The organism is Chryseobacterium sp. DZ-32 (genome assembly GCF_059587025.1).
The window spans coordinates 100,591-118,682 of the sequence record NZ_JCAIOM010000017.1 but is presented as its reverse complement, the minus strand read 5'-3'; the positions used below and the strand labels follow the sequence as shown (position 1 = coordinate 118,682).

General features: G+C 36.2%; 19 protein-coding genes. 9 read left to right on the top strand and 10 right to left on the bottom strand.

Features of this window, described 5'->3' with window-relative positions; all coding sequences use genetic code 11:
- Positions 1-475 precede the first annotated feature (475 nt).
- Positions 476-1,072 carry a hypothetical protein gene (locus tag AC59HC_RS18065; RefSeq protein WP_343644183.1) on the top strand — a complete coding sequence of 199 codons (597 nt, stop codon included), beginning with the start codon at positions 476-478 and terminating at the stop codon, positions 1,070-1,072.
- A 134-nt stretch (positions 1,073-1,206) separates the two neighbouring features.
- Here AC59HC_RS18065 and AC59HC_RS18060 read toward each other — a convergent pair whose 3' ends face one another.
- The 3 genes from AC59HC_RS18060 to AC59HC_RS18050 are packed head-to-tail and all read right to left on the bottom strand — an operon-like array spanning position 1,207 to position 3,585.
- Complete coding sequence (locus AC59HC_RS18060; RefSeq protein ID WP_496559109.1) at positions 1,207-2,220, bottom strand: TQO small subunit DoxD; 1,014 nt, start codon at positions 2,218-2,220, stop codon at positions 1,207-1,209.
- A gap of 55 nt (positions 2,221-2,275) precedes the next feature.
- Positions 2,276-2,653 carry a hypothetical protein gene (locus AC59HC_RS18055; protein WP_343644186.1) on the bottom strand — a complete coding sequence of 126 codons (378 nt, stop codon included), beginning with the start codon at positions 2,651-2,653 and terminating at the stop codon, positions 2,276-2,278.
- A gap of 17 nt (positions 2,654-2,670) precedes the next feature.
- Positions 2,671-3,585 carry an alpha/beta hydrolase gene (locus AC59HC_RS18050; RefSeq protein ID WP_496559108.1) on the bottom strand — a complete coding sequence of 305 codons (915 nt, stop codon included), beginning with the start codon at positions 3,583-3,585 and terminating at the stop codon, positions 2,671-2,673.
- 168 nt (positions 3,586-3,753) lie between these two features.
- Between AC59HC_RS18050 and AC59HC_RS18045 the strand changes: the two genes are divergently transcribed.
- The gene (locus AC59HC_RS18045; RefSeq protein WP_343644189.1) at positions 3,754-4,314 is read left to right on the top strand and encodes a DNA-3-methyladenine glycosylase I; all 561 of its coding nucleotides are present in this window, start codon (positions 3,754-3,756) and stop codon (positions 4,312-4,314) included.
- Between the two features lie 104 nt (positions 4,315-4,418).
- Here the strand turns inward: AC59HC_RS18045 and AC59HC_RS18040 are convergent, their stop codons facing one another.
- Positions 4,419-4,796: a winged helix-turn-helix transcriptional regulator gene (locus tag AC59HC_RS18040; protein ID WP_411413962.1), complete on the bottom strand. Its 378-nt coding sequence runs from the start codon at positions 4,794-4,796 to the stop codon at positions 4,419-4,421.
- Between the two features lie 91 nt (positions 4,797-4,887).
- On the opposite strand from AC59HC_RS18040, the gene AC59HC_RS18035 reads away from it, so the two are divergent.
- Positions 4,888-5,418, top strand: a complete 531-nt coding sequence (locus AC59HC_RS18035; protein WP_496559107.1) for an NAD(P)H-dependent oxidoreductase — start codon at positions 4,888-4,890, stop codon at positions 5,416-5,418.
- A gap of 92 nt (positions 5,419-5,510) precedes the next feature.
- Here the strand turns inward: AC59HC_RS18035 and AC59HC_RS18030 are convergent, their stop codons facing one another.
- Both AC59HC_RS18030 and AC59HC_RS18025 read right to left on the bottom strand, forming a co-directional pair.
- Complete coding sequence (locus AC59HC_RS18030; RefSeq protein ID WP_496559106.1) at positions 5,511-7,097, bottom strand: patatin-like phospholipase family protein; 1,587 nt, start codon at positions 7,095-7,097, stop codon at positions 5,511-5,513.
- Between the two features lie 92 nt (positions 7,098-7,189).
- Positions 7,190-8,089, bottom strand: coding sequence for a magnesium transporter CorA family protein (locus tag AC59HC_RS18025; RefSeq protein WP_202839000.1), 900 nt, complete (start codon positions 8,087-8,089; stop codon positions 7,190-7,192).
- Positions 8,090-8,162: 73 nt separating this feature from the next.
- On the opposite strand from AC59HC_RS18025, the gene AC59HC_RS18020 reads away from it, so the two are divergent.
- Both AC59HC_RS18020 and AC59HC_RS18015 read left to right on the top strand, forming a co-directional pair.
- Positions 8,163-9,185 carry a 3-oxoacyl-ACP synthase III family protein gene (locus tag AC59HC_RS18020; RefSeq protein WP_202839002.1) on the top strand — a complete coding sequence of 341 codons (1,023 nt, stop codon included), beginning with the start codon at positions 8,163-8,165 and terminating at the stop codon, positions 9,183-9,185.
- Between the two features lie 358 nt (positions 9,186-9,543).
- Entirely contained in the window at positions 9,544-10,251 is a 708-nt protein-coding gene (locus AC59HC_RS18015; protein ID WP_202839004.1) for a hypothetical protein, read from the top strand.
- A 78-nt stretch (positions 10,252-10,329) separates the two neighbouring features.
- Here the strand turns inward: AC59HC_RS18015 and AC59HC_RS18010 are convergent, their stop codons facing one another.
- Entirely contained in the window at positions 10,330-11,490 is a 1,161-nt protein-coding gene (locus AC59HC_RS18010; protein WP_496559105.1) for a thioredoxin family protein, read from the bottom strand.
- 301 nt (positions 11,491-11,791) lie between these two features.
- Here AC59HC_RS18010 and AC59HC_RS18005 point away from each other — a divergent pair, with 301 nt between their 5' ends.
- On the top strand, positions 11,792-13,399 hold the full coding sequence (locus AC59HC_RS18005) for a tetratricopeptide repeat protein (protein WP_496559104.1): 1,608 nt from the start codon (positions 11,792-11,794) through the stop codon (positions 13,397-13,399).
- 338 nt (positions 13,400-13,737) lie between these two features.
- Here AC59HC_RS18005 and AC59HC_RS18000 read toward each other — a convergent pair whose 3' ends face one another.
- The 3 genes from AC59HC_RS18000 to pruA form a co-directional block, all read right to left on the bottom strand.
- Positions 13,738-13,938 (bottom strand): hypothetical protein, encoded by a 201-nt coding sequence (locus AC59HC_RS18000; protein ID WP_110011430.1) that lies wholly within the window; start codon positions 13,936-13,938, stop codon positions 13,738-13,740.
- Positions 13,939-14,236: 298 nt separating this feature from the next.
- Complete coding sequence (locus AC59HC_RS17995; protein ID WP_202839012.1) at positions 14,237-14,458, bottom strand: cytochrome C551; 222 nt, start codon at positions 14,456-14,458, stop codon at positions 14,237-14,239.
- A 401-nt stretch (positions 14,459-14,859) separates the two neighbouring features.
- Positions 14,860-16,485, bottom strand: a complete 1,626-nt coding sequence (pruA, locus tag AC59HC_RS17990) for an L-glutamate gamma-semialdehyde dehydrogenase (protein WP_110011428.1) — start codon at positions 16,483-16,485, stop codon at positions 14,860-14,862.
- A gap of 405 nt (positions 16,486-16,890) precedes the next feature.
- On the opposite strand from pruA, the gene AC59HC_RS17985 reads away from it, so the two are divergent.
- The 3 genes from AC59HC_RS17985 to ureB all read left to right on the top strand — a co-directional run bounded on the left by AC59HC_RS17985 (position 16,891) and on the right by ureB (position 18,092).
- Complete coding sequence (locus AC59HC_RS17985; RefSeq protein ID WP_496559103.1) at positions 16,891-17,256, top strand: hypothetical protein; 366 nt, start codon at positions 16,891-16,893, stop codon at positions 17,254-17,256.
- 153 nt (positions 17,257-17,409) lie between these two features.
- Positions 17,410-17,712, top strand: coding sequence for an urease subunit gamma (gene ureA / locus AC59HC_RS17980; RefSeq protein WP_002977652.1), 303 nt, complete (start codon positions 17,410-17,412; stop codon positions 17,710-17,712).
- Positions 17,713-17,723: 11 nt separating this feature from the next.
- Positions 17,724-18,092, top strand: coding sequence for an urease subunit beta (gene ureB, locus AC59HC_RS17975; protein ID WP_034697259.1), 369 nt, complete (start codon positions 17,724-17,726; stop codon positions 18,090-18,092).

The following is an 18,092-nucleotide window of genomic DNA, read 5'->3' as shown; positions in this document are numbered from 1 at the left end:
GGGGACGATGGTTTTTTTAGATTCATAAGGGTGACTAATTTTATGGTTTTTTAGTCAACCTTTTTCAGGACGAGACAGATTTTAAAAAAGACCTTCTGAATTTCGAAGGTCTTTTTTTGTTGTATCTGCCTTAACATGATAATAAACAATACTTTCTGTTTTCATTTTGTTAAATAAAAAATAATATCACTTATTGGAGAGTTTATTTATTTTTTCTAGCTTTACATCACCAAATGAAAAAAATATGAATAAATTCCCTCACCTTGTAATAATCCATTCAAAAAGGATTTGCCGGAATGCTGTATCACACTTTATCTGATTTCCAGTTATTGAATTGAAAGACCTGGCTGTCCTTCTCTTGCTTTTTATAGTTCATAAAGGCAATTTCCCAATATCCGAAAACGGTATGAAGTATTGTATTCCGTTTTATTATTTAGCTAAATCATGATCTCAAGCCACTAATAACTTATTATATATGAATCAAATTCAACTGCCGGAAACTTACGCGGCATTATCAGATTTCAGAAAAAATGATGTCTATCTTCCTGAAATGAATCAGGCTCAGCTTATTGCAGATTTCTTTCCCGGAACTTTTACAGAGCTTACCCAGCGCCTCTCTGATATTACAGGGGCTTTTTACGGAGGCATGCTCAAACAGATTGGAAAACTTTACGGAGCTGAAGCTATTGAACAGATTTCCAGTACTTTTATGTACGATCTGGGATCAAGAATGACACTGAGGAATCTTGAAGTAAAACCCAATCTGCAGCCTGGAATTCCGGCTGTTGCAAAAATATTGATGGGAGCAGTTTTTACATCCAGTCCTGAATATAATTTTGAATTTAAAGAATTAAATGACTACAAATGCGAATTGCTCATTAAAGGAGTAGACCGTTACCACAAAATCACCCATAGCCTGCAAATTGCAGGTCTGTTGAAATGGCCAGTCATCAAACCTTTTATACAAGGCATTTGCGACACTATGGGACTGGATGTTTTACTTGAGATAAAAGTACTCAGACTTGATCCGGACAGCAAGTGCAGCTATCATGTCATGGTTACAGAAAAATAGCCTTCAACAAAAATAGTACCTGAAAATTGTACAGGCAGCATTCAATAGGAGCGGACTTTAGTCCGCTTTCTCTATACTAAATCAGGGATAAGATTCAGCCTCAACATGAAACCCGTGTCTCGCACCCCGCATCGCTAATCAATCCTTTCTATCCATTCAATACCACTCACATCAATCAGTTTCAGACTGTGGATATCATTTTTTTGGAAAATATCATCAATATTCAGTGTTACATCAGCTTTTGCTCCTAAGGGAATTATCAGACTGTGTTTTCCCGGTTTCACTTTGGCAACATAATGATTCTGAATATCCTCTTTAGGAATTCCGGCAAGTTCTTTATGATCCAGTTCCTTTAAAATCTTTCCGTTTTTGTCGAGGATATGAATCCCTATCAGAAAAGAGCCATACACATCAGCACCTTCTGTTCTGTAAACTTCAAACGTTAATTTTGAATGCTGATGAGAGATTTTTGAAATTTCCAGCTTCGGTTTTACCGATTTATTGTGCAGTGTTCCCCACACACCTCCGTGAAAATACTGATTGGTAAAAAGTGTTAACCCAAATATGATGAGTGAGCCCGCCAATACAAAAACCTTTGGATCTGACACAGGAAAATTTCCTGAGCCAAGCCATTGAAACCATCTTTTTTGAGTGAATTTTTTGTTGTTTTTCATGAAATAATGATCCAGAGAATAAGGACCACTTCCTGTGAGAAACATGACAAATCCACCGGCTACACCCAATACACCAATCTGCCACTCGTCAAGGCAGGTTGTTCCCAGCCAGCCGGAACCTAATAAAATCCCGAGAGCAAGGCTGAAAATGCCAATACTCATCAGCCTGGTAAATAAACCGAGGATGATGAATAATCCGACAATTGCCTCAATAATCGTAAAAATCATCATGGAGCGTTGTAAAGCATCAGGATGAGTCACCAGATATTCAATAACAGGTTTTATTCCAAGTGCATTGGGTAAAAAATGGTTGAATTTTTCCCCGATATATCCTTTTTCGTCGGGAATAAGTTTGTTTTCAAGGATGAGACGGCGCCAGAACGCTGAAAAGTAGGTCCATCCGATAACCATACGGAGGGATAAAGTATATAATCCGGCCATGTCTGAAGACTGGCTGTTTAAGGTATGTTTCATTGAAATTAATATTGTGTTGTAAAAAACTGTTTTTTATAATCTGACTTAAAAAAGTTTAAACCAGATGAAGTCTCAGTCTTTTAAACAGAATATATTTCGGAGGGCTGTTCCCGGTAAAATGCCCGGAATAGTTATTGAGAAAAGCTTTTTCTTCAAAAAGATTGGCCGTAGCTGAATTAAAACCAGATAAAAACTTATGGTACTGGTTTTGAATTTTGGTTTTTGAAACTGCAGTTTCTGAAGAAGCAAAAGCGGTATCACAGCTGAAAGAGAGCGATGAGGTTGTTTTTACCTTATTAAGCCCGCTGATGTACTGAATGTCAAAAATATCAAGGACATTTCTTTTGACTGAGCACGGAGACAGCGAAAACACCAATATAAGCATCGTAATGACACCTTTATAAGTTTTCATATGAAGTCCTGAACTGGGCATAATTACAAAACTACGCTTTATTTCAATGTAAGCTTAATAAATTCCAAAAAATGATCCTGCTGATCTACAAATAAGTAATGAGAACAGTTATCAATCAGTTTAAAGTTTCTTTTTCCGGCAATATTTTTAAGATCATTAAGTTGTTTTTCTGAAAATATACCGTCATTCTTACCATATATGGCAAAAACAGGAATTCCTTTCTTTCGGATATCTTTTAGAACTGTAGTATTGTCAAGGTTATTTAAAGGTTCATTCTGATAAAATGTAAGAGGAGAGTTGGGGTTTCTTATATTGTTTTTATAAAATTCTCCTGTAAGGTATTTCTTTCTCAGATTTTCACTTTCTGGAGTAGGGTTGGGCATGTCAAAAAAGCCAAGTTTTCCTGCCGTTTCATAGCATCTTTTTCTGTAGGCTGCGGAATTTTTATCCAGATTTTCTATTGCTGAAATCTCTTTTAGCTGCACAGAATCATTTTGGAAATGCTCTTTTGCCTTTTTAAGAATATGGTTATAGGTCTCCTGCTGGGTAAATAAAGCGCCTGCAAGGGTGAGTGACTTTACCTTGTCAGGAAATTGTTCCGTAAACAGAGTTCCGATAATTCCGCCGAAACTGTGAGCAATAATATTGGCTTTTTTGATGTTATAAGCGGAATAAATACCTTTTAAATCCTCAAAACTTTCTTTAAATGTCATGGTTGCACTTGCATCTTTTGAACGTCCTTCACCGCGTCTGTCATAAACAATGACATAAAATCCTTTGTCGGCAAGTTTTTGCGCGGTAGTCCCCTCAAATAAAGTTGCATTTCCTCCCGGCCCGCCATGGATAAAAATGACAGAAGGGTTTGTAGGTTCTCCATAAGCTTTAGAATACAAATTCTGTGCTTTACAGAACATTGAACCTATCATCAAAAGAAGGGAAAACAGTAATTTCATGGTAATTGTTTTGAGTCTTCTAAACTACTAAATTTCTCTGGACAGAAAGTTATAAAACTTTTTTTACGGCTGTTAAATCTAAAAATTAAAACACTACTGACGAACAGTTGTCACAATCCTGCTTTATCTTTACAGTCAGAAAGTTTACAAAATAGAAAATATACAGAAATGAGTTACTGTTTAGCAATAGAAGGAATGCAGCCTGAGAGCAGAAAAGAACTGCACAAAAATTACCATGATAACCACTACGGATTTCCTATCCATGATGATAATGAATTGTTTGGAAGACTGATTCTGGAAATTAATCAGGCAGGATTAAGCTGGGAAACGGTTCTGAAAAAAGAAGACAGTTTCAGAAAAGCTTATGACCAATTTGATATTCAGAAAATAGCGGTTTATACAGAAGAAGACCGTGAAAGGCTGTTGAGTGACCCTGGAATTATCAGAAATAAATTAAAGGTAAATGCTGCCATTGAAAATGCTAAAACAATCATTGAATTACAAAAGGAATTTGGATCCTTTGAAAAATGGCTGGAGCATCATCATCCACTGACTTTGCAGGAATGGATGAAGCTTTTCAAAAAAACATTCAAATTTACAGGTGGAGAAATTGTAAACGAATTTCTTATGAGCACCGGATATCTGAAAGGAGCCCATCATGAAACCTGTCCTGTACACTCGAAAGTATTGGCTCAAAAGCCTTTGTGGAAAGAGGTTGAGGGGAAGTAGAATACAACTATTCTTTCAATTAATAAGCCTGGATTCTACGGAATTACATATAGAACTGTTTGACATTATGCATACATTGTGTATTCCGTAAGAGTCTCATTATTTTAATCATTCTTTGATGTCTCCTTCATCAAATCTTTATGTTCTTTGCCCCATTTTTCAAACTCAAGGATAATGGTGTTCAGTTTATAGCCTATTTCTGTTAGCTCATATTCTACCCGTGGAGGAACTTCGGCATACACGGTTCTGGTGATGATTTTGTCCTCTTCCAGCCTTCGAAGCTGAAGGGTAAGCATACGTTCGGTAATGTTCTGAAGCTTTTTCCTAAGTTCTCCAAATCTCATTTTTCCATTGATCAGATAACAGCATATTGCCAATGCCCACTGTCCTCCGATAATATTGGAAGCATAGATTTCCGGACATTCATCAGCAAGTGCTTTTTTATTGGCAAAATTGGTTGAGGTTTCCTTTATTTTAGTCATTACTTACATTTTTTATAGTACCATACAATAGGTTGCTAATGTACGAAATGTAAGTAACGTGTTGTAATTTTGTGATAGAAATTTAGACATAATGAAAACATTAGTGATTGTGACGCATCCTGATATTGAAAAATCAGTGATCAATAAAAAATGGATCGAAGAGTTAAAAAAATATCCTGAGAAATACACGGTTCATCAACTGTACGAAGCTTATCCTGATGGAAAAATCAATGTGGCAGAAGAGCAGAAGCTGATGGAATCGTATAACAAGATTGTATTTCAGTTTCCTTTTTACTGGTTCAGCAGTCCGCCGCTTTTAAAACAATGGCTGGATGAAGTGGTTTTGTATGGCTGGGCGTATGGAAGCAACAGCGGTTTCAAACTGGCCGGAAAGAAAATGACACTGGCTGTTACCGCAGGAATAGATGAAGATGGATATTCTGAAACAGGGGAATATAAATACACGATGAATGAACTTTTCCGACCTTATGAACTGACTTTCGATTATATAAAAGCCAATTATAAAGAACCTTTTGTGTATTATGGAATTGAAAGAGATTCTTCCGATGAATGGATCAACAGAAGTGTTCCGATGTATCTGGATTTTCTGGATAATTTATAACTGAATAAAAGTAAAGTTGAACTTGAATTAAAACGGGTTCAACTTACTTTTGTATGTATTTTTTTTAATACAAAGAAAAATACTTGAAATCTTTATCCCACCGTAGGCGTATCCTCTTCTTTGAGTATTTTTTTCTCCTTCATCGTAAGCATCATTCTTTCATATTTGTACTTTTCCCAATCAAATGTGTTGAGAAAATCAAGGGCAGCCTGAAAACCTCTGTTGAAGAGTTCTTCCTTTTCTTCTCTTTTCATAAAGAAATTCAGCCAGCTGCTGGTCCCACAGTTAACGGTCTGTATACTGTATAGCTTATAAAAAGTATGTTTGGTAAGGAATGTTTTATCATTAAACCCTTTCAGGGTACTGATGATATTCCCTGCGTAGCTGAACGGTGTTGTAAGGATTTCTTCACTGGTTTTTCCTTTTTCAGAATGAATGGCAGAATCACTGGTTAGCTGTACCCCAAAAAGAGGCATTCTCGGATAAAAAACTTCATCCGCGTGAAAAAGGTCAATAGGGAAGTTGGAGATACTGCCGCCATCAATGAAAACTCCTGCCGGATTTATATTTTCCGGTTGGGTATTCATCCAATACCTCCAGGCATATTTTACAGAATCATCGTTTCTGTTAATTTGTTTCTGGAAAGGTTCAAAGAAAAAAGGTACCGCCATAGAGGCTCTTACAAATTCAGCCGGGCTGATGTGTTTCAGTTCCTCTTCGGACCAGTAGAGATTGGCCATCGTAGGAAGTTCTACCTTAATTTTAGCATTGATATCAGTGGTAATAACCACATATTCTGAGGAAAGAAGGTAAAACGGATTGTTTTTATAATAATCATTATTGACGGCGCTTTCGTAGAAAATTCTGTATCGGGTTTGGTCGATATGTTCCTGATTTTTGACTTTAATTTTTTCAATGCTTTGCAAAGCCATGAGATAATATTCCTGCCCGTTCCCATAGCGGTAGCTGAGATTAAGGTCTTTTTCTTTCTGAATGAATTTTTCGTTAAGATGGGCAACTGTTTTTATTCCAAATTGATCCAGAGCATTTTGCATGGTATTCTGAAAAACATTTCCGGGATTCAGTCCGCTGTTTTCTTTCCTGAAATTATTATACAGTTTTTGGATGCAGAAAAAGAGGATGACAGCCGGAATCAATGGAATCAGGAACATTAGTTTGGCGTTCAGTATGGTTGTAGGAGGAGCCAGAAAAGGAATGCTCAGCAGAATAATGAAGAGAATGACCGCAATGATAGCATTGATCTTAAAAAAATCTTTATTGTTCAGCATCGCATGAAGGGTCGTCTTTACATATGTTTTCCCATCCATAAAATCTGCAAAATTCCAGCTGAAAAGTATATCCTTGATCAGCTCACTTTTAGGTTCTTCTTTGGTTTTGCAGGCTGCAATAAGCATGGTATTAATAGCTCCGGCACTCGTTCCTGCTACTTTCAGAAAACGGATTCCGAATATTTCCAGACCATAAAGATAGCCTACCAGTGCACTTCCCCAGACACCGCCACCTTCTTGTACAAACTCTATATACTGATTACCGGACTGATCCAGAAGATCAGAGAATTCTTTGGCAGCTATATTCCCGTGTAAGGCAAGCAATTTATCTTTGGATGCTTGTGAAAGAGAAGGATCTTCCAGAATTTTGTTGAGGTTTTCGGTAGTCATGGTATTTTGTTTTGAGGGTATGCCGGTAAAAGACAAAGATCATCAATTGGATTATTAAAATCCTTGTGTCTTTATATTGATATAAAAATGAATCACCATTGTTTTCGCCTTACATAAATAAATGTACTGATTACTACAGTAGCCATCGCTCCCAATGTTATAAAATATCCATACTTATGATGAAGCTCAGGCATATTATCGAAATTCATCCCGTAAACTCCGGCAATGAAAGTGATTGGTAAAAAGTAAACAGAATAAATGGCCAACACCTTCATCACCTGGTTGGCTTTTTGGTCCGAAAGTGCCAGGAACATGGAGATAAGGTTGGTAATCTGAATGTTTAAATGATCAAAATCGGCAACTACATCTTTATGTTTGTCTTTCAAATCGACAATTTCTGAGTCCTGTAAATTCAAGAGTTTAAATTTATCAATAGCATCTGTAGAAATTACCAGTACACGGGAATTCAATCCTGATTTTCGTTTCAGTTTGTAAAGACGGCGGATCTGGCTGGTATGATTCGTGTTTTTAAGAAAAATTTCATTCTCTATATTGTCCATCGTTTCGAACAGACTTAAAGATTCATCATCAAAACTTTTCATAATCAGGATAGCAATCATAAGGGTGATTTGCTGAGGAGTAACATCTTCCTGAATGAGGGAGACTTTTTTCTTGGTCTCTGTGATACTTCTGGTTTTCATCCTGTGGATGGTAATAATGGTATTTTCAACCAGAAAAATTCCAATCTTGGTACTGATATCACTGATGGTATTCAAATTCTTTCTTTCCAGCTCTGTACTTTCGCGGAGTAAAAAGAATTTTACATTCCCGTCTTCTTCATATTTCGGAAGGTGATTAGGATCCATCGTATCTTCCAGAAGAAGGTTGTTGATTTCATATCTTTCATGAAGAAATTTCAGGTCTTCTAAAGTAGGAGCCTCTACATCTACCCATTCGCACTGGGAGGTTCTGTATATCGTATCAATTGGCATAAAGTAAAAATACTAATATTTTGAAAAACTATGTGTTAAATAAGTTTTATCTTTGCCAAAATTAAAAAACTATATGATTAAAAGTACAATAAAAGGTGTGGGATTTTATGTTCCAGATAACGTTGTTACAAATGATGATTTAGCAAAACTAATGACTACCAATGACGAATGGATTACGGAAAGAACAGGTATCAAGGAAAGAAGACACAGAAAAAACAGATATGACTCTCAGGAAACCAGCGCTTATCTAGGTTTTAAAGCTGCGGAAAAAGCCATCCGTAATGCTGGTCTTACCTCAAAAGATATTGATTACATTGTTTTTGCAACGCTTTCACCGGATTATTATTTTCCGGGATGTGGTGTCCTGCTTCAGGACATGCTGGGATGTGATACGATCGGAGCATTGGATGTAAGAAATCAATGTTCAGGATTTGTATATTCTATGAGTGTGGCCAATGCATTCATCAAATCCGGTACTTATAAAAATATTCTTGTGGTAGGAGCAGAAGTTCATTCTTTCGGATTGGACTTTTCTGACGAAGGTAGAGGAGTTTCTGTTATTTTTGGTGATGGGGCAGGAGCAATTGTTCTTTCTGCATCAGAAGATGAGAATGCAGGAGATATTTTAGCAATGAATATGCATTCTGAAGGAAAATATGCTGACGATCTTTGTACCCAGTTCCCGGGTTCAAAATTCGGATGGAGCGACAGAATGAGAAAAGATCCTGAAAATGTAACGAACAAAGAAGTATATCCGATCATGAACGGAAACTTCGTATTCAAGCATGCGGTAACAAGATTCCCCGAAACCATGATGGAAGCTTTGAACAAAGCCGGAAAGACGGTTGAAGATCTTGATATGTTTATTCCGCACCAGGCGAACTTGAGAATTGCCCAGTTTGTACAGGAAAAATTCGGATTACCGGATGAGAAAGTCTTCAACAACATTCAGAAATACGGAAATACAACCGCTGCTTCTATTCCTATTGCTTTGAGTGAAGCGATAGAACAGGGAAAAATAAAAAGAGGTGACCTTGTACTTCTTTCAGCATTTGGAAGTGGATTCACCTGGGGGAGTGTTTTGTTTAATTTTTAATTTTTCATCATTTAATAAATTAGGCAGTTTTTTTAATTGATTTTATCTAATTGGTTGATTTTTAATTAATTGATTTAGGTAATGCATAACAAGACAAAATAAATCAAAAACCATAAACTTTAGTTTATGGTTTTTCTTTTGTAAAAGATTATATATTTTTTATTGTGATCATAGTAGTTGATTTTATTCTTTGCTTGTCAATATGTTGTATTTTTTTTTGTTGATTTTTAAACTTGCGAAGAGTATAGAACTTATAAGATATTTTATCATTTTTAATTGAGAATATTCATTATTATTAGGATGATTTGATTGTTTTTTCTTGTAATTTTACTTTTATTAAAAATTCTAAAAACAAAACATGAAAAACTATTTATTATCTGGGGCTTTTTTAGTTCCTTTATTTTCGTTTGCCCAAATTGGGATAGAAACTTCGACTCCTCAGAAAACTTTGCACGTTAACGGATCATTACAAGTGGTCAATGAAATCAATGTAGGAGGAAATGCCACAACAGCAGGTTCTGCAGGAACCACCGGTCAGATTTTAACTTCTAATGGACCAGCAGCCGCTCCTTCATGGCAAACCCTAAATACAATAAGCGGAACTATTAACGGCGCTTATTATGTACAGGGAACTACTACTGCCAGTGCTAATGCAGGACAAACAATAGATGTACCGGGAGTTACCTATACAGTAACTGTTCCGGCAGGAAAAACGCAAACCTTTTTGTTTACGATTATAGGTTATGCCCTTGATATATCCTCAGGAACAACTTCTCAGGGGGTTTTCACGCTTTTGCAGAATGGAACTAAAATTTCGTCTGCTTATGTCTCTAAAGCAGGTATTTTCTCTAATAGTGGTTTGTCGGGAGGATTAGTAAATATGCCTGTTCCTGTTACTTTTTTAAAATCTGTCAGCCTGTCTTCAGGAACATATACGTTCAAGGTTCAGTATGTTTCTTGGGTTGGTACAGCAAGTGTAAATGTAGTTCCTTCCACTTTTGCCGGATATAATGGTGATACCGAAGCAATGCTTACCAAGATGCAGATTCTGGTATATAATAATTAGAATTAAGCACTTTCTTAAAAAAACAAACCCCGCAGAACGGGAGTTCTGCGGGGTTTTGTTTTATGATTAGAATAACTCTTAAAGACTCTTCAATAATTTTTCTGTGTCTGTAGAATCCTGTCCTGTGCTTTTTGCCAGTTCAATAGACTTTTCAGCCCATATTTTTGCATTTTTCTTGTCACCTACCTTATTGTAAAGATTGGCTAAAGTATCTGTATTGGCAAAGTTCTGGTTTTTCTTTACAGATTCCTGCGCCCATGCAATGGCTTTTTCCAGAGAAGCTTTATTGCTCACATTTTCAAAGAAGTTCCATGCAAGAGAGTTCAGTTCTTCAGAACCTGCTGCAGAATAATCTTTGTAGATATCAAGGATCAGCTTTTCATACTCAGGAATATCTTTATTCTTTAAAGCCCTGTTTGCTTTCATTCTTTTTAAGATCTTGTCGGCCTCTTCTTTGCTTAGAAATTTCTGAGCTTCAGCCATAAAATAACTGTCATCCCATTTTTTAGTCTCTGCATTATAAGCTTTTTTAGAAATGGTATTCAGCTTGATATTTTTCTCAAACTTTTCGTATTTATCTTCCGGAAAGAACTTAACGATATCAGCCTTTTTATCCTGAAAAATTTTGTATAAAGGACTGTCTGTAGTCTGTACTCCTGAAAGAAGCATTTGGATATCTTCCTGATCTAAAATTGTTTTCTGCTGAAAGTAACGGTTAAGAACTTTCCCGGCAAACTCAGCATCGTTATACATAGTAAGGCCTGCAAGATTCTTTAAAAACTCAGGATCTTTTTCCCCTTTTTCAAACTGCTGTTTCAGAGAAGTAAGTGTTTTGTTTGGATCTTCCGCGTCTTTTGCAAACTGGATAAAGTCTTTTTCTTCCACATATCCTAAAGTTCTGTGTACAGCTTCACCATTTCCGTCAATAAACAGGTAAGTAGGAAATGCTTTTACATTATATTTTTTGGCCAGCTCAATTCCTTCTCCTTTTTCCATATCAATTTTAGCATTGATAAAGTGGGAATTATAGTAATCACCTACAGACTGAAGTGGGAAAATATTTTTAACCATCAGTTTACAAGGTCCGCACCATGAAGCATATGCATCAATGAAGACCAGTTTTTTTTCTTTTTTTGCTTTGGCAAGAATGGAGGCAAAATTGCCTTCTTCAAATTTAATTCCCTGTGCCCAGGCTAGGATCCCTATAAAGATTGAGGAAAGTATGGCTATTTTTTTCATAAAAACTTTTTATTCCATGCAAATGTAATAAATATGACGACACCTGAGCCGTCCATATTAAAAATAATTATACAGGAATTTTGGTTTTAAAACAGAAATCAGTTTATATTAAAGAAAACCATGTATTATTTCTGTCTTATTATTAAAATTAATACAAATTGATGTTTTTGGTTAAATGATTAAATTTCAATATAATATTTTAATAAAAAATAAAATATCACTAGTTTTGTAAAAAACAAAAAGACACTCCGTGAAATCAATGATGAATTATTATAAAATGAAAATAATAATTTGTTTTTCTATGTCTAAAAGTCTTTTGAAATTTTTGTTTTTGCTGGCAACAGCAATTCCCATATTCGCCCAGAAAAAAAATAACTTTGATCTTATCTGTGAAAGGACTTCTTCTGTTACAGCCTATAAAGATTTACCCAAAGCGATCAAAACTGCAGATTCTCTCTATATGAAGGCACAAAAGCCATCAGAGAAAATAAAATGTCTTGTCCTTTCTTCAGAGCTGTACCATCATGCAGGTGAGCTTAAAAAAGCAATCTGTTACAGTGAAAATGCCCATTCGGTAATCAATAAGATTAATGATCCTGAATGGATGGCTGTGGTGACCCGACTACTTGCGAGACAATATAGACAGGTAGGGTTATACGAAAGATCCAAAAAATATATTATAAAAGGGCTGCAGGCTTCAGCCCGGATCACCGATTTTCAGAAAAGTAATGAAGCCGCAGGACTGCTGAATCAGGAAATGGCTTTTTATGAAATGGAGATAGGGGATTATCCTAATGCCATACAACACATCGAATCCTCACTGAAATATTTTGAAAAGATCAGCAGTTATAATGAAAACAGAACGGCAGCGGCATCTTATCAACTATTGGGAGATGTCTATTTCAAACTTAGTAATTATTCTGATTCTGAAGATTATTATCGAAAAGCAGAACGTTTGCTGAAAAATGGAAATTGTACGCTGGGATTGGTTTATAATGGCCTGGGAGGAATCCGTTTGAAGCAGAAAAACTGGAAAGATGCTGAACTGTATCTTAAAAAAGCAGAAAAAATTGCCGATACTTCCCGAAGTCTTAAACTTAAAAAAGCAGTTTATTCCAATATTAATGATTATTATGAAGGAATAGGAGACAATTTCAAGGCTTCTTTATATGCAGTAAAATATGTGCGTGCCTATGACAGTATTGCAGCCCGCAATCAGAGTTTTGCCATAAAAGATTCTGAAAACCCCAAAGGAAAAGATAACAAAAAAAATGCGCAGATGAATGGAGTGAAGAATGCAGCTATTGTCATTCTGTCCATTTCATTGGTTGGTCTGTTTCTTTTTATCAGAAGGAAACAGAAAAAACAGCGGTCAAAGCTTAGAAATATCATCAGAACTCAGTTGAACATGATCGGTAAGAGGACACACTATCCTTTAAAACAATCTGGTGATTCTGAGTTTTCCAATATTTTTGTGGAAGAAATTGATGAAAAAGACTCCGAGACAGACCGAAGAAGGAATGACTCTCTGATGACCCCGGAAACAGAATCAAAACTGCTGGAACTGCTTGAGGATTTTGAAAAAGGTAATCTTTATAACAATAAAGGCATGTCCCTATCTTTTCTCGCCGGAGAATTGAACACCAATACAAAATATCTTTCTTATGTTATCAATCAGCATAAAAATGCAGATTTTAAAACGTATATCAATCGTTTAAGAATCAACTATATTGTAGACAAACTAATCAATGATGAGAAGTACAGACAGTATAAAATAAGTATCCTTGCTGATGAATGCGGATTCTCTTCCCACAGCAAATTTGCTGCGGTATTCAAGGCGGTCACAGACTATTCTCCATCAGCTTACATCAAATATCTGGATGGTGAAACGCGGTCAGATAAAAAATAGTCATTTTCCCGAAAATGATTAAAAAAGGACATTTTATTCAATTCTATATTGCTATTTTCACGAAAATGAACAACCTATTATTTTAAAGGAACCCTTTGCTATTATATCTTTGTGGCAGTTTCAAAGTACACAACAATTCTGTTACAGCTTATCACTTTTATTTCATTTTTGAACTAAGATCATTATAAGAGAAACTGCCATTCCCATTTTTTAAATTTTTTAAGGAAATATTCTGACCAGAATATCTGCCATATCCTATAATCGGGGTTGATTGCCCGGTTTTTTTTCAGTCAAGTTTTTTTAAGTGCAAATCCACAGACGTCTGTGGATTTGTGATTTTATTTAACTTTTGTACTGTCGGTTTTTACTTTTGAAGAATCCGGGGAAGGGATTGAATTCGCTACAGCAGAATCTCCCATTCTGTTTCTTAAGGAATCTTTATTGTGAGCATCTTTATATTCTTCTCTTTTTTCTTTGTTTTGAGCACAGCTTCCAAGGAAAAGAAGTCCAAGAACTGCTCCTATCCATAATTTTCTCATAATAGTTAATTTTGATTGTTGATGTTAATCAAATATAAGGATTAAAAGATAAAAGATAAAAGATAAAAGATAAAAGATAAAAGATAAAAGATGTTCCTTTAAATTTTGGATTCAATAGGGGTGGGTTTTAGCCCGCCGTTAGAAATAATATATAATCACAAACTGTAGTCAAAAACATGGAATAAGCGCCTTTTCAAGCCACAATTTCAATATCCTATATTTATATGGTTATCCAATAAAAAAATCTGCAGCGCTTTCATCTGCAGATTTTCCATTTTAAATTAAACGTATATACATGTTATTTGACAGGAGACGTTGCCATAGAATCCCTTTTGATCTTGATTGTATCAGGATTCGTCATTTTTTTAGTCATCGTATCAGTAGTTGTAGGCGGTATACTTTTTTGGGTACTGTCTACTGTTGCTGAATCTCTGCTACTTGTTGACATTGTCGATTCTTTGGTTCCACAGCTCACTGCAAATATTCCTATTCCGACGGCTGTTAGCAATAACTTTTTCATATTATTTTATTTTGGGGTGTATAATAACAGAAAATCAATAATTATTCCTAACAGGACATTTAAAATCGTAAAATATCGGTAAAGTTTGTTAAAAGATGTTAGGTAGCAGGTAGCGGATTGTAGGGATGAGGAGTTAGGTATTAGGAGTTAGAGTGTTGGAGAGTAGGAGGGTTAGAGAGTTGTGGGGAATTGAGTATTGAGTATTGAGTATTGAGTATCGGAGGAGTAAAAGTGTATTCTGGATACCCGTAACTTTAAACCTTGAACTCTAATCCCCGCAACTCGCATCCTGAACCTCGCATCCGCCTATCACCACAAAAAAGCCCCGAAACCGAAATTCCGAGGCTGTATTCAAAGAACAGACAACAATTACTCATTGCCTATTACTCATTATTTATTAATTATCCCAGGTATGGATATTTGTAGTTTTTAGGAGAAACAAAAGTTTCTTTTACGCTTCTTACAGAAACCCATCTTAGAAGATTCATTTTAGAACCTGCTTTATCATTTGTTCCTGAAGCTCTACCACCACCGAAAGGCTGCTGTCCTACTACAGCTCCCGTTGGTTTATCATTGATGTAGAAGTTACCTGATGCATTTTCTAAAGCTTTGTAAGCTTCAGCAATTGCGTAACGGTCTTGTGAGAACACAGAACCAGTCAATGAATAAGGAGATGTTGAATCTACAAGCTTCAACGTTTCTTTCCAGTCCTGATCTTCATATACGTAGATCGATAAGATTGGGCCGAAGATCTCTTCTACCATACTTTCATAGTGAGGATTTGTAGTTTCAATTACTGTTGGGTGTACGAACCATCCTTTAGAATCATCATATTTCCCACCGATTGCAACAGTAGCTTCACCTGAAGCGTTTGCTCTGTCGATATATCCTTTACATTTTTCGAAAGAATTCTTGTCGATTACAGCGTTGACGAAGTTAGAAGTATCTTCCGGCGAACCGATTTTGATAGTGCTCATCTGAGCTTCCATTACTTTTTTCACATCAGCCCAAAGAGACTTAGGAATATAAGCTCTTGAAGCAGCAGAACATTTTTGTCCCTGGTATTCGAAAGCACCTCTTACCAATGCAGTAGCTACAGCTTCCACGTTAGCAGACGGGTGAGCAATAACGAAGTCTTTACCACCAGTTTCTCCAACGATTCTTGGATATGTTCTGTAGTTGTGGATATTATCACCGATCATTTTCCACATTCCCTGGAATACTTTTGTAGAACCAGTGAAGTGAAGACCTGCAAAATCCGGGTGGGCCAATACTTTTTCAGCAGTTTCTTTTCCATCTGTAAAGATCATGTTGATAACCCCTGCAGGAAGACCCGCTTCTGTTAATACATCCATGATTACTTTTGCAGAATATACCTGTTTGTCAGACGGTTTCCAAACCACTACGTTTCCTAACATGGCCATACAAGTCGGAAGGTTTCCGGAAATCGCTGTAAAGTTGAATGGAGTTACTGCAAAACAGAACCCTTCTAATGGTCTGTATTCAACGCGGTTCCAGATTCCGTTATCAGAAACCGGCTGCTCAGCATACATTTCTGTCATGAACTCTACGTTGAATCTTAGGAAGTCGATGAACTCACAAGCAGAATCAATTTCAGCCTGGTGTACGTTTTTAGACTGCCCGATCATTGTTGCTGCATTAATCACATCTCTGTAAGGTCCTGCCAAAAGATCGGCTGCCTTTAAGAAAATTGCTGCACGCTGTTCCCAGCCTAGTTCATTCCATTCTTTTTTAGCTGCCAATGCCGCGTTGATAGCGTCATCCACATGCTGCATACCACCCTGATAGTAGAATCCGAAATCATGAGCATGATCCTGTGGAGACTGAAGCTGTACTTTTGTTTCAGTTTTTACTTCTTTTCCATTGATAATCATTGGGATTTCTACCTTTTCAGCCCACATTTTTTTATAAGTGTCGATAAGGCTTTTAACTTCCGGAGATCCCGGTTCGTATGAGTTTACAGGCTCGTTTACCGCTAATGGTACTTGCGAAATTGCTTTTGACATATTACGTTTTATTATTTTATTAAATTAATAAGATGTGTATACAAATTTACAATAATTATAAGGAAAGAAAAAATGCAGCCTTTTTTTGTCAGATAAACCAGAAAAAAGATCCGGTAATGTCATATACGTTTTTTTTGAGATTAATTTTTATTAAATTATGGTCTATTATGAGGATTCTTTAGGTTTTAGAAAAAAACACATCATTTTATTAGAATTATAGGAATTAAGACAATAAAACATTTGTCATAGTTTAAGAATTGCTGTTAATGGCTGTAAATAAATGGTTTATGTTACAATGTTAAAATTATATAAATTCACATTTGTTGCGATTTTGAACATTTTAAATAATTTTTTTGATAGCCGGAGGGATCAGATTGTTCTAATTTTACATCATTATTATCAGGTATGAAAAAAAGAGTCTTATTTTTCTCTTTTGTGATATTTTTCTCAGCGTTGTGTGCAGGTCTTTTTGCACATAAAGGAAAAACTCAGGCATATTCTGATATCCTTTCAAAAATTCATCTTTTACAGCAGAAATCTGATCAGCAGACCCAGCCTGAACTCTATAGTTTTTCAGATGTGCAGGATGTGCAGGATTCCAACGACTGGGAGAAAGTAAAATTTGATTATTCAATACTTGCACAGAATTGGTTACACTATTTCTTTGCAGATTATACTTACAACACACGGGTTGCGGCCGTTCAAAACCGTATTTACATTACAGCGCCAAGGTACATTCTGTATCATTCCCTGCAGATAGCGGGCTGCTAATTCTTTTTAATTTTTAATGATCCGCTATGGTTTGTATTCCCATGAGTACAGACTAGTAAAAATCATTCCCGATTTACATTTTTGAACATGTCTGTTTGCCTTTACGGAGAGGTGAATACGATATTGTTTGTCCAATTTTAAATAAAAAATATTATGCACTTAACACCGAGAGAAACGGAGAAGCTTATGCTGTTTCTGGCAGGCGAACTCGCTCTGAAAAGAAAAGCAAGAGGCCTTAAATTAAACTACCCGGAATCCATCGCTCTGATCAGCCACTTTCTGCTTGAAGGCGCAAGAGACGGGAAAAAAGTAGCCGAACTGATGCAGGAAGGCGCTAATCTCTTAACTAAAGAGGATGTAATGCCGGGCGTTGCGGAAATGATCCACGATGTTCAGATTGAAGCAACCTTCCCAGATGGGACAAAACTGGTAACCGTACACAATCCAATCCGCTAATACTACTGATTATGATACCAGGAGAAATTTTTGTAAAAGAAGGAACAATTATCTGCAATGAAGGCAGAGAAACTGTAAAAATAAAAGTAACCAATACCGGAGACAGGCCTATTCAGGTAGGTTCACACTTCCATTTTTTTGAAGTTAATAAAGCGATGAGCTTTGACCGCGAAAAAGCTTTCGGAAAGAGACTGAATATTGTAGCAAGTACTGCAGTACGTTTTGAGCCGGGAGAAGAAAAAGAAGTGGAATTGGTAGAAATAGGAGGAACCAAAAAAGCAATGGGCTTCAATAATCTTGTCGATGGGCAGGTAGATTCTGAAGAACAGAAAAAAGTAAGCCTTGCAAAAGTTGAAGAGTTAAACTTTAAAAATCATTAA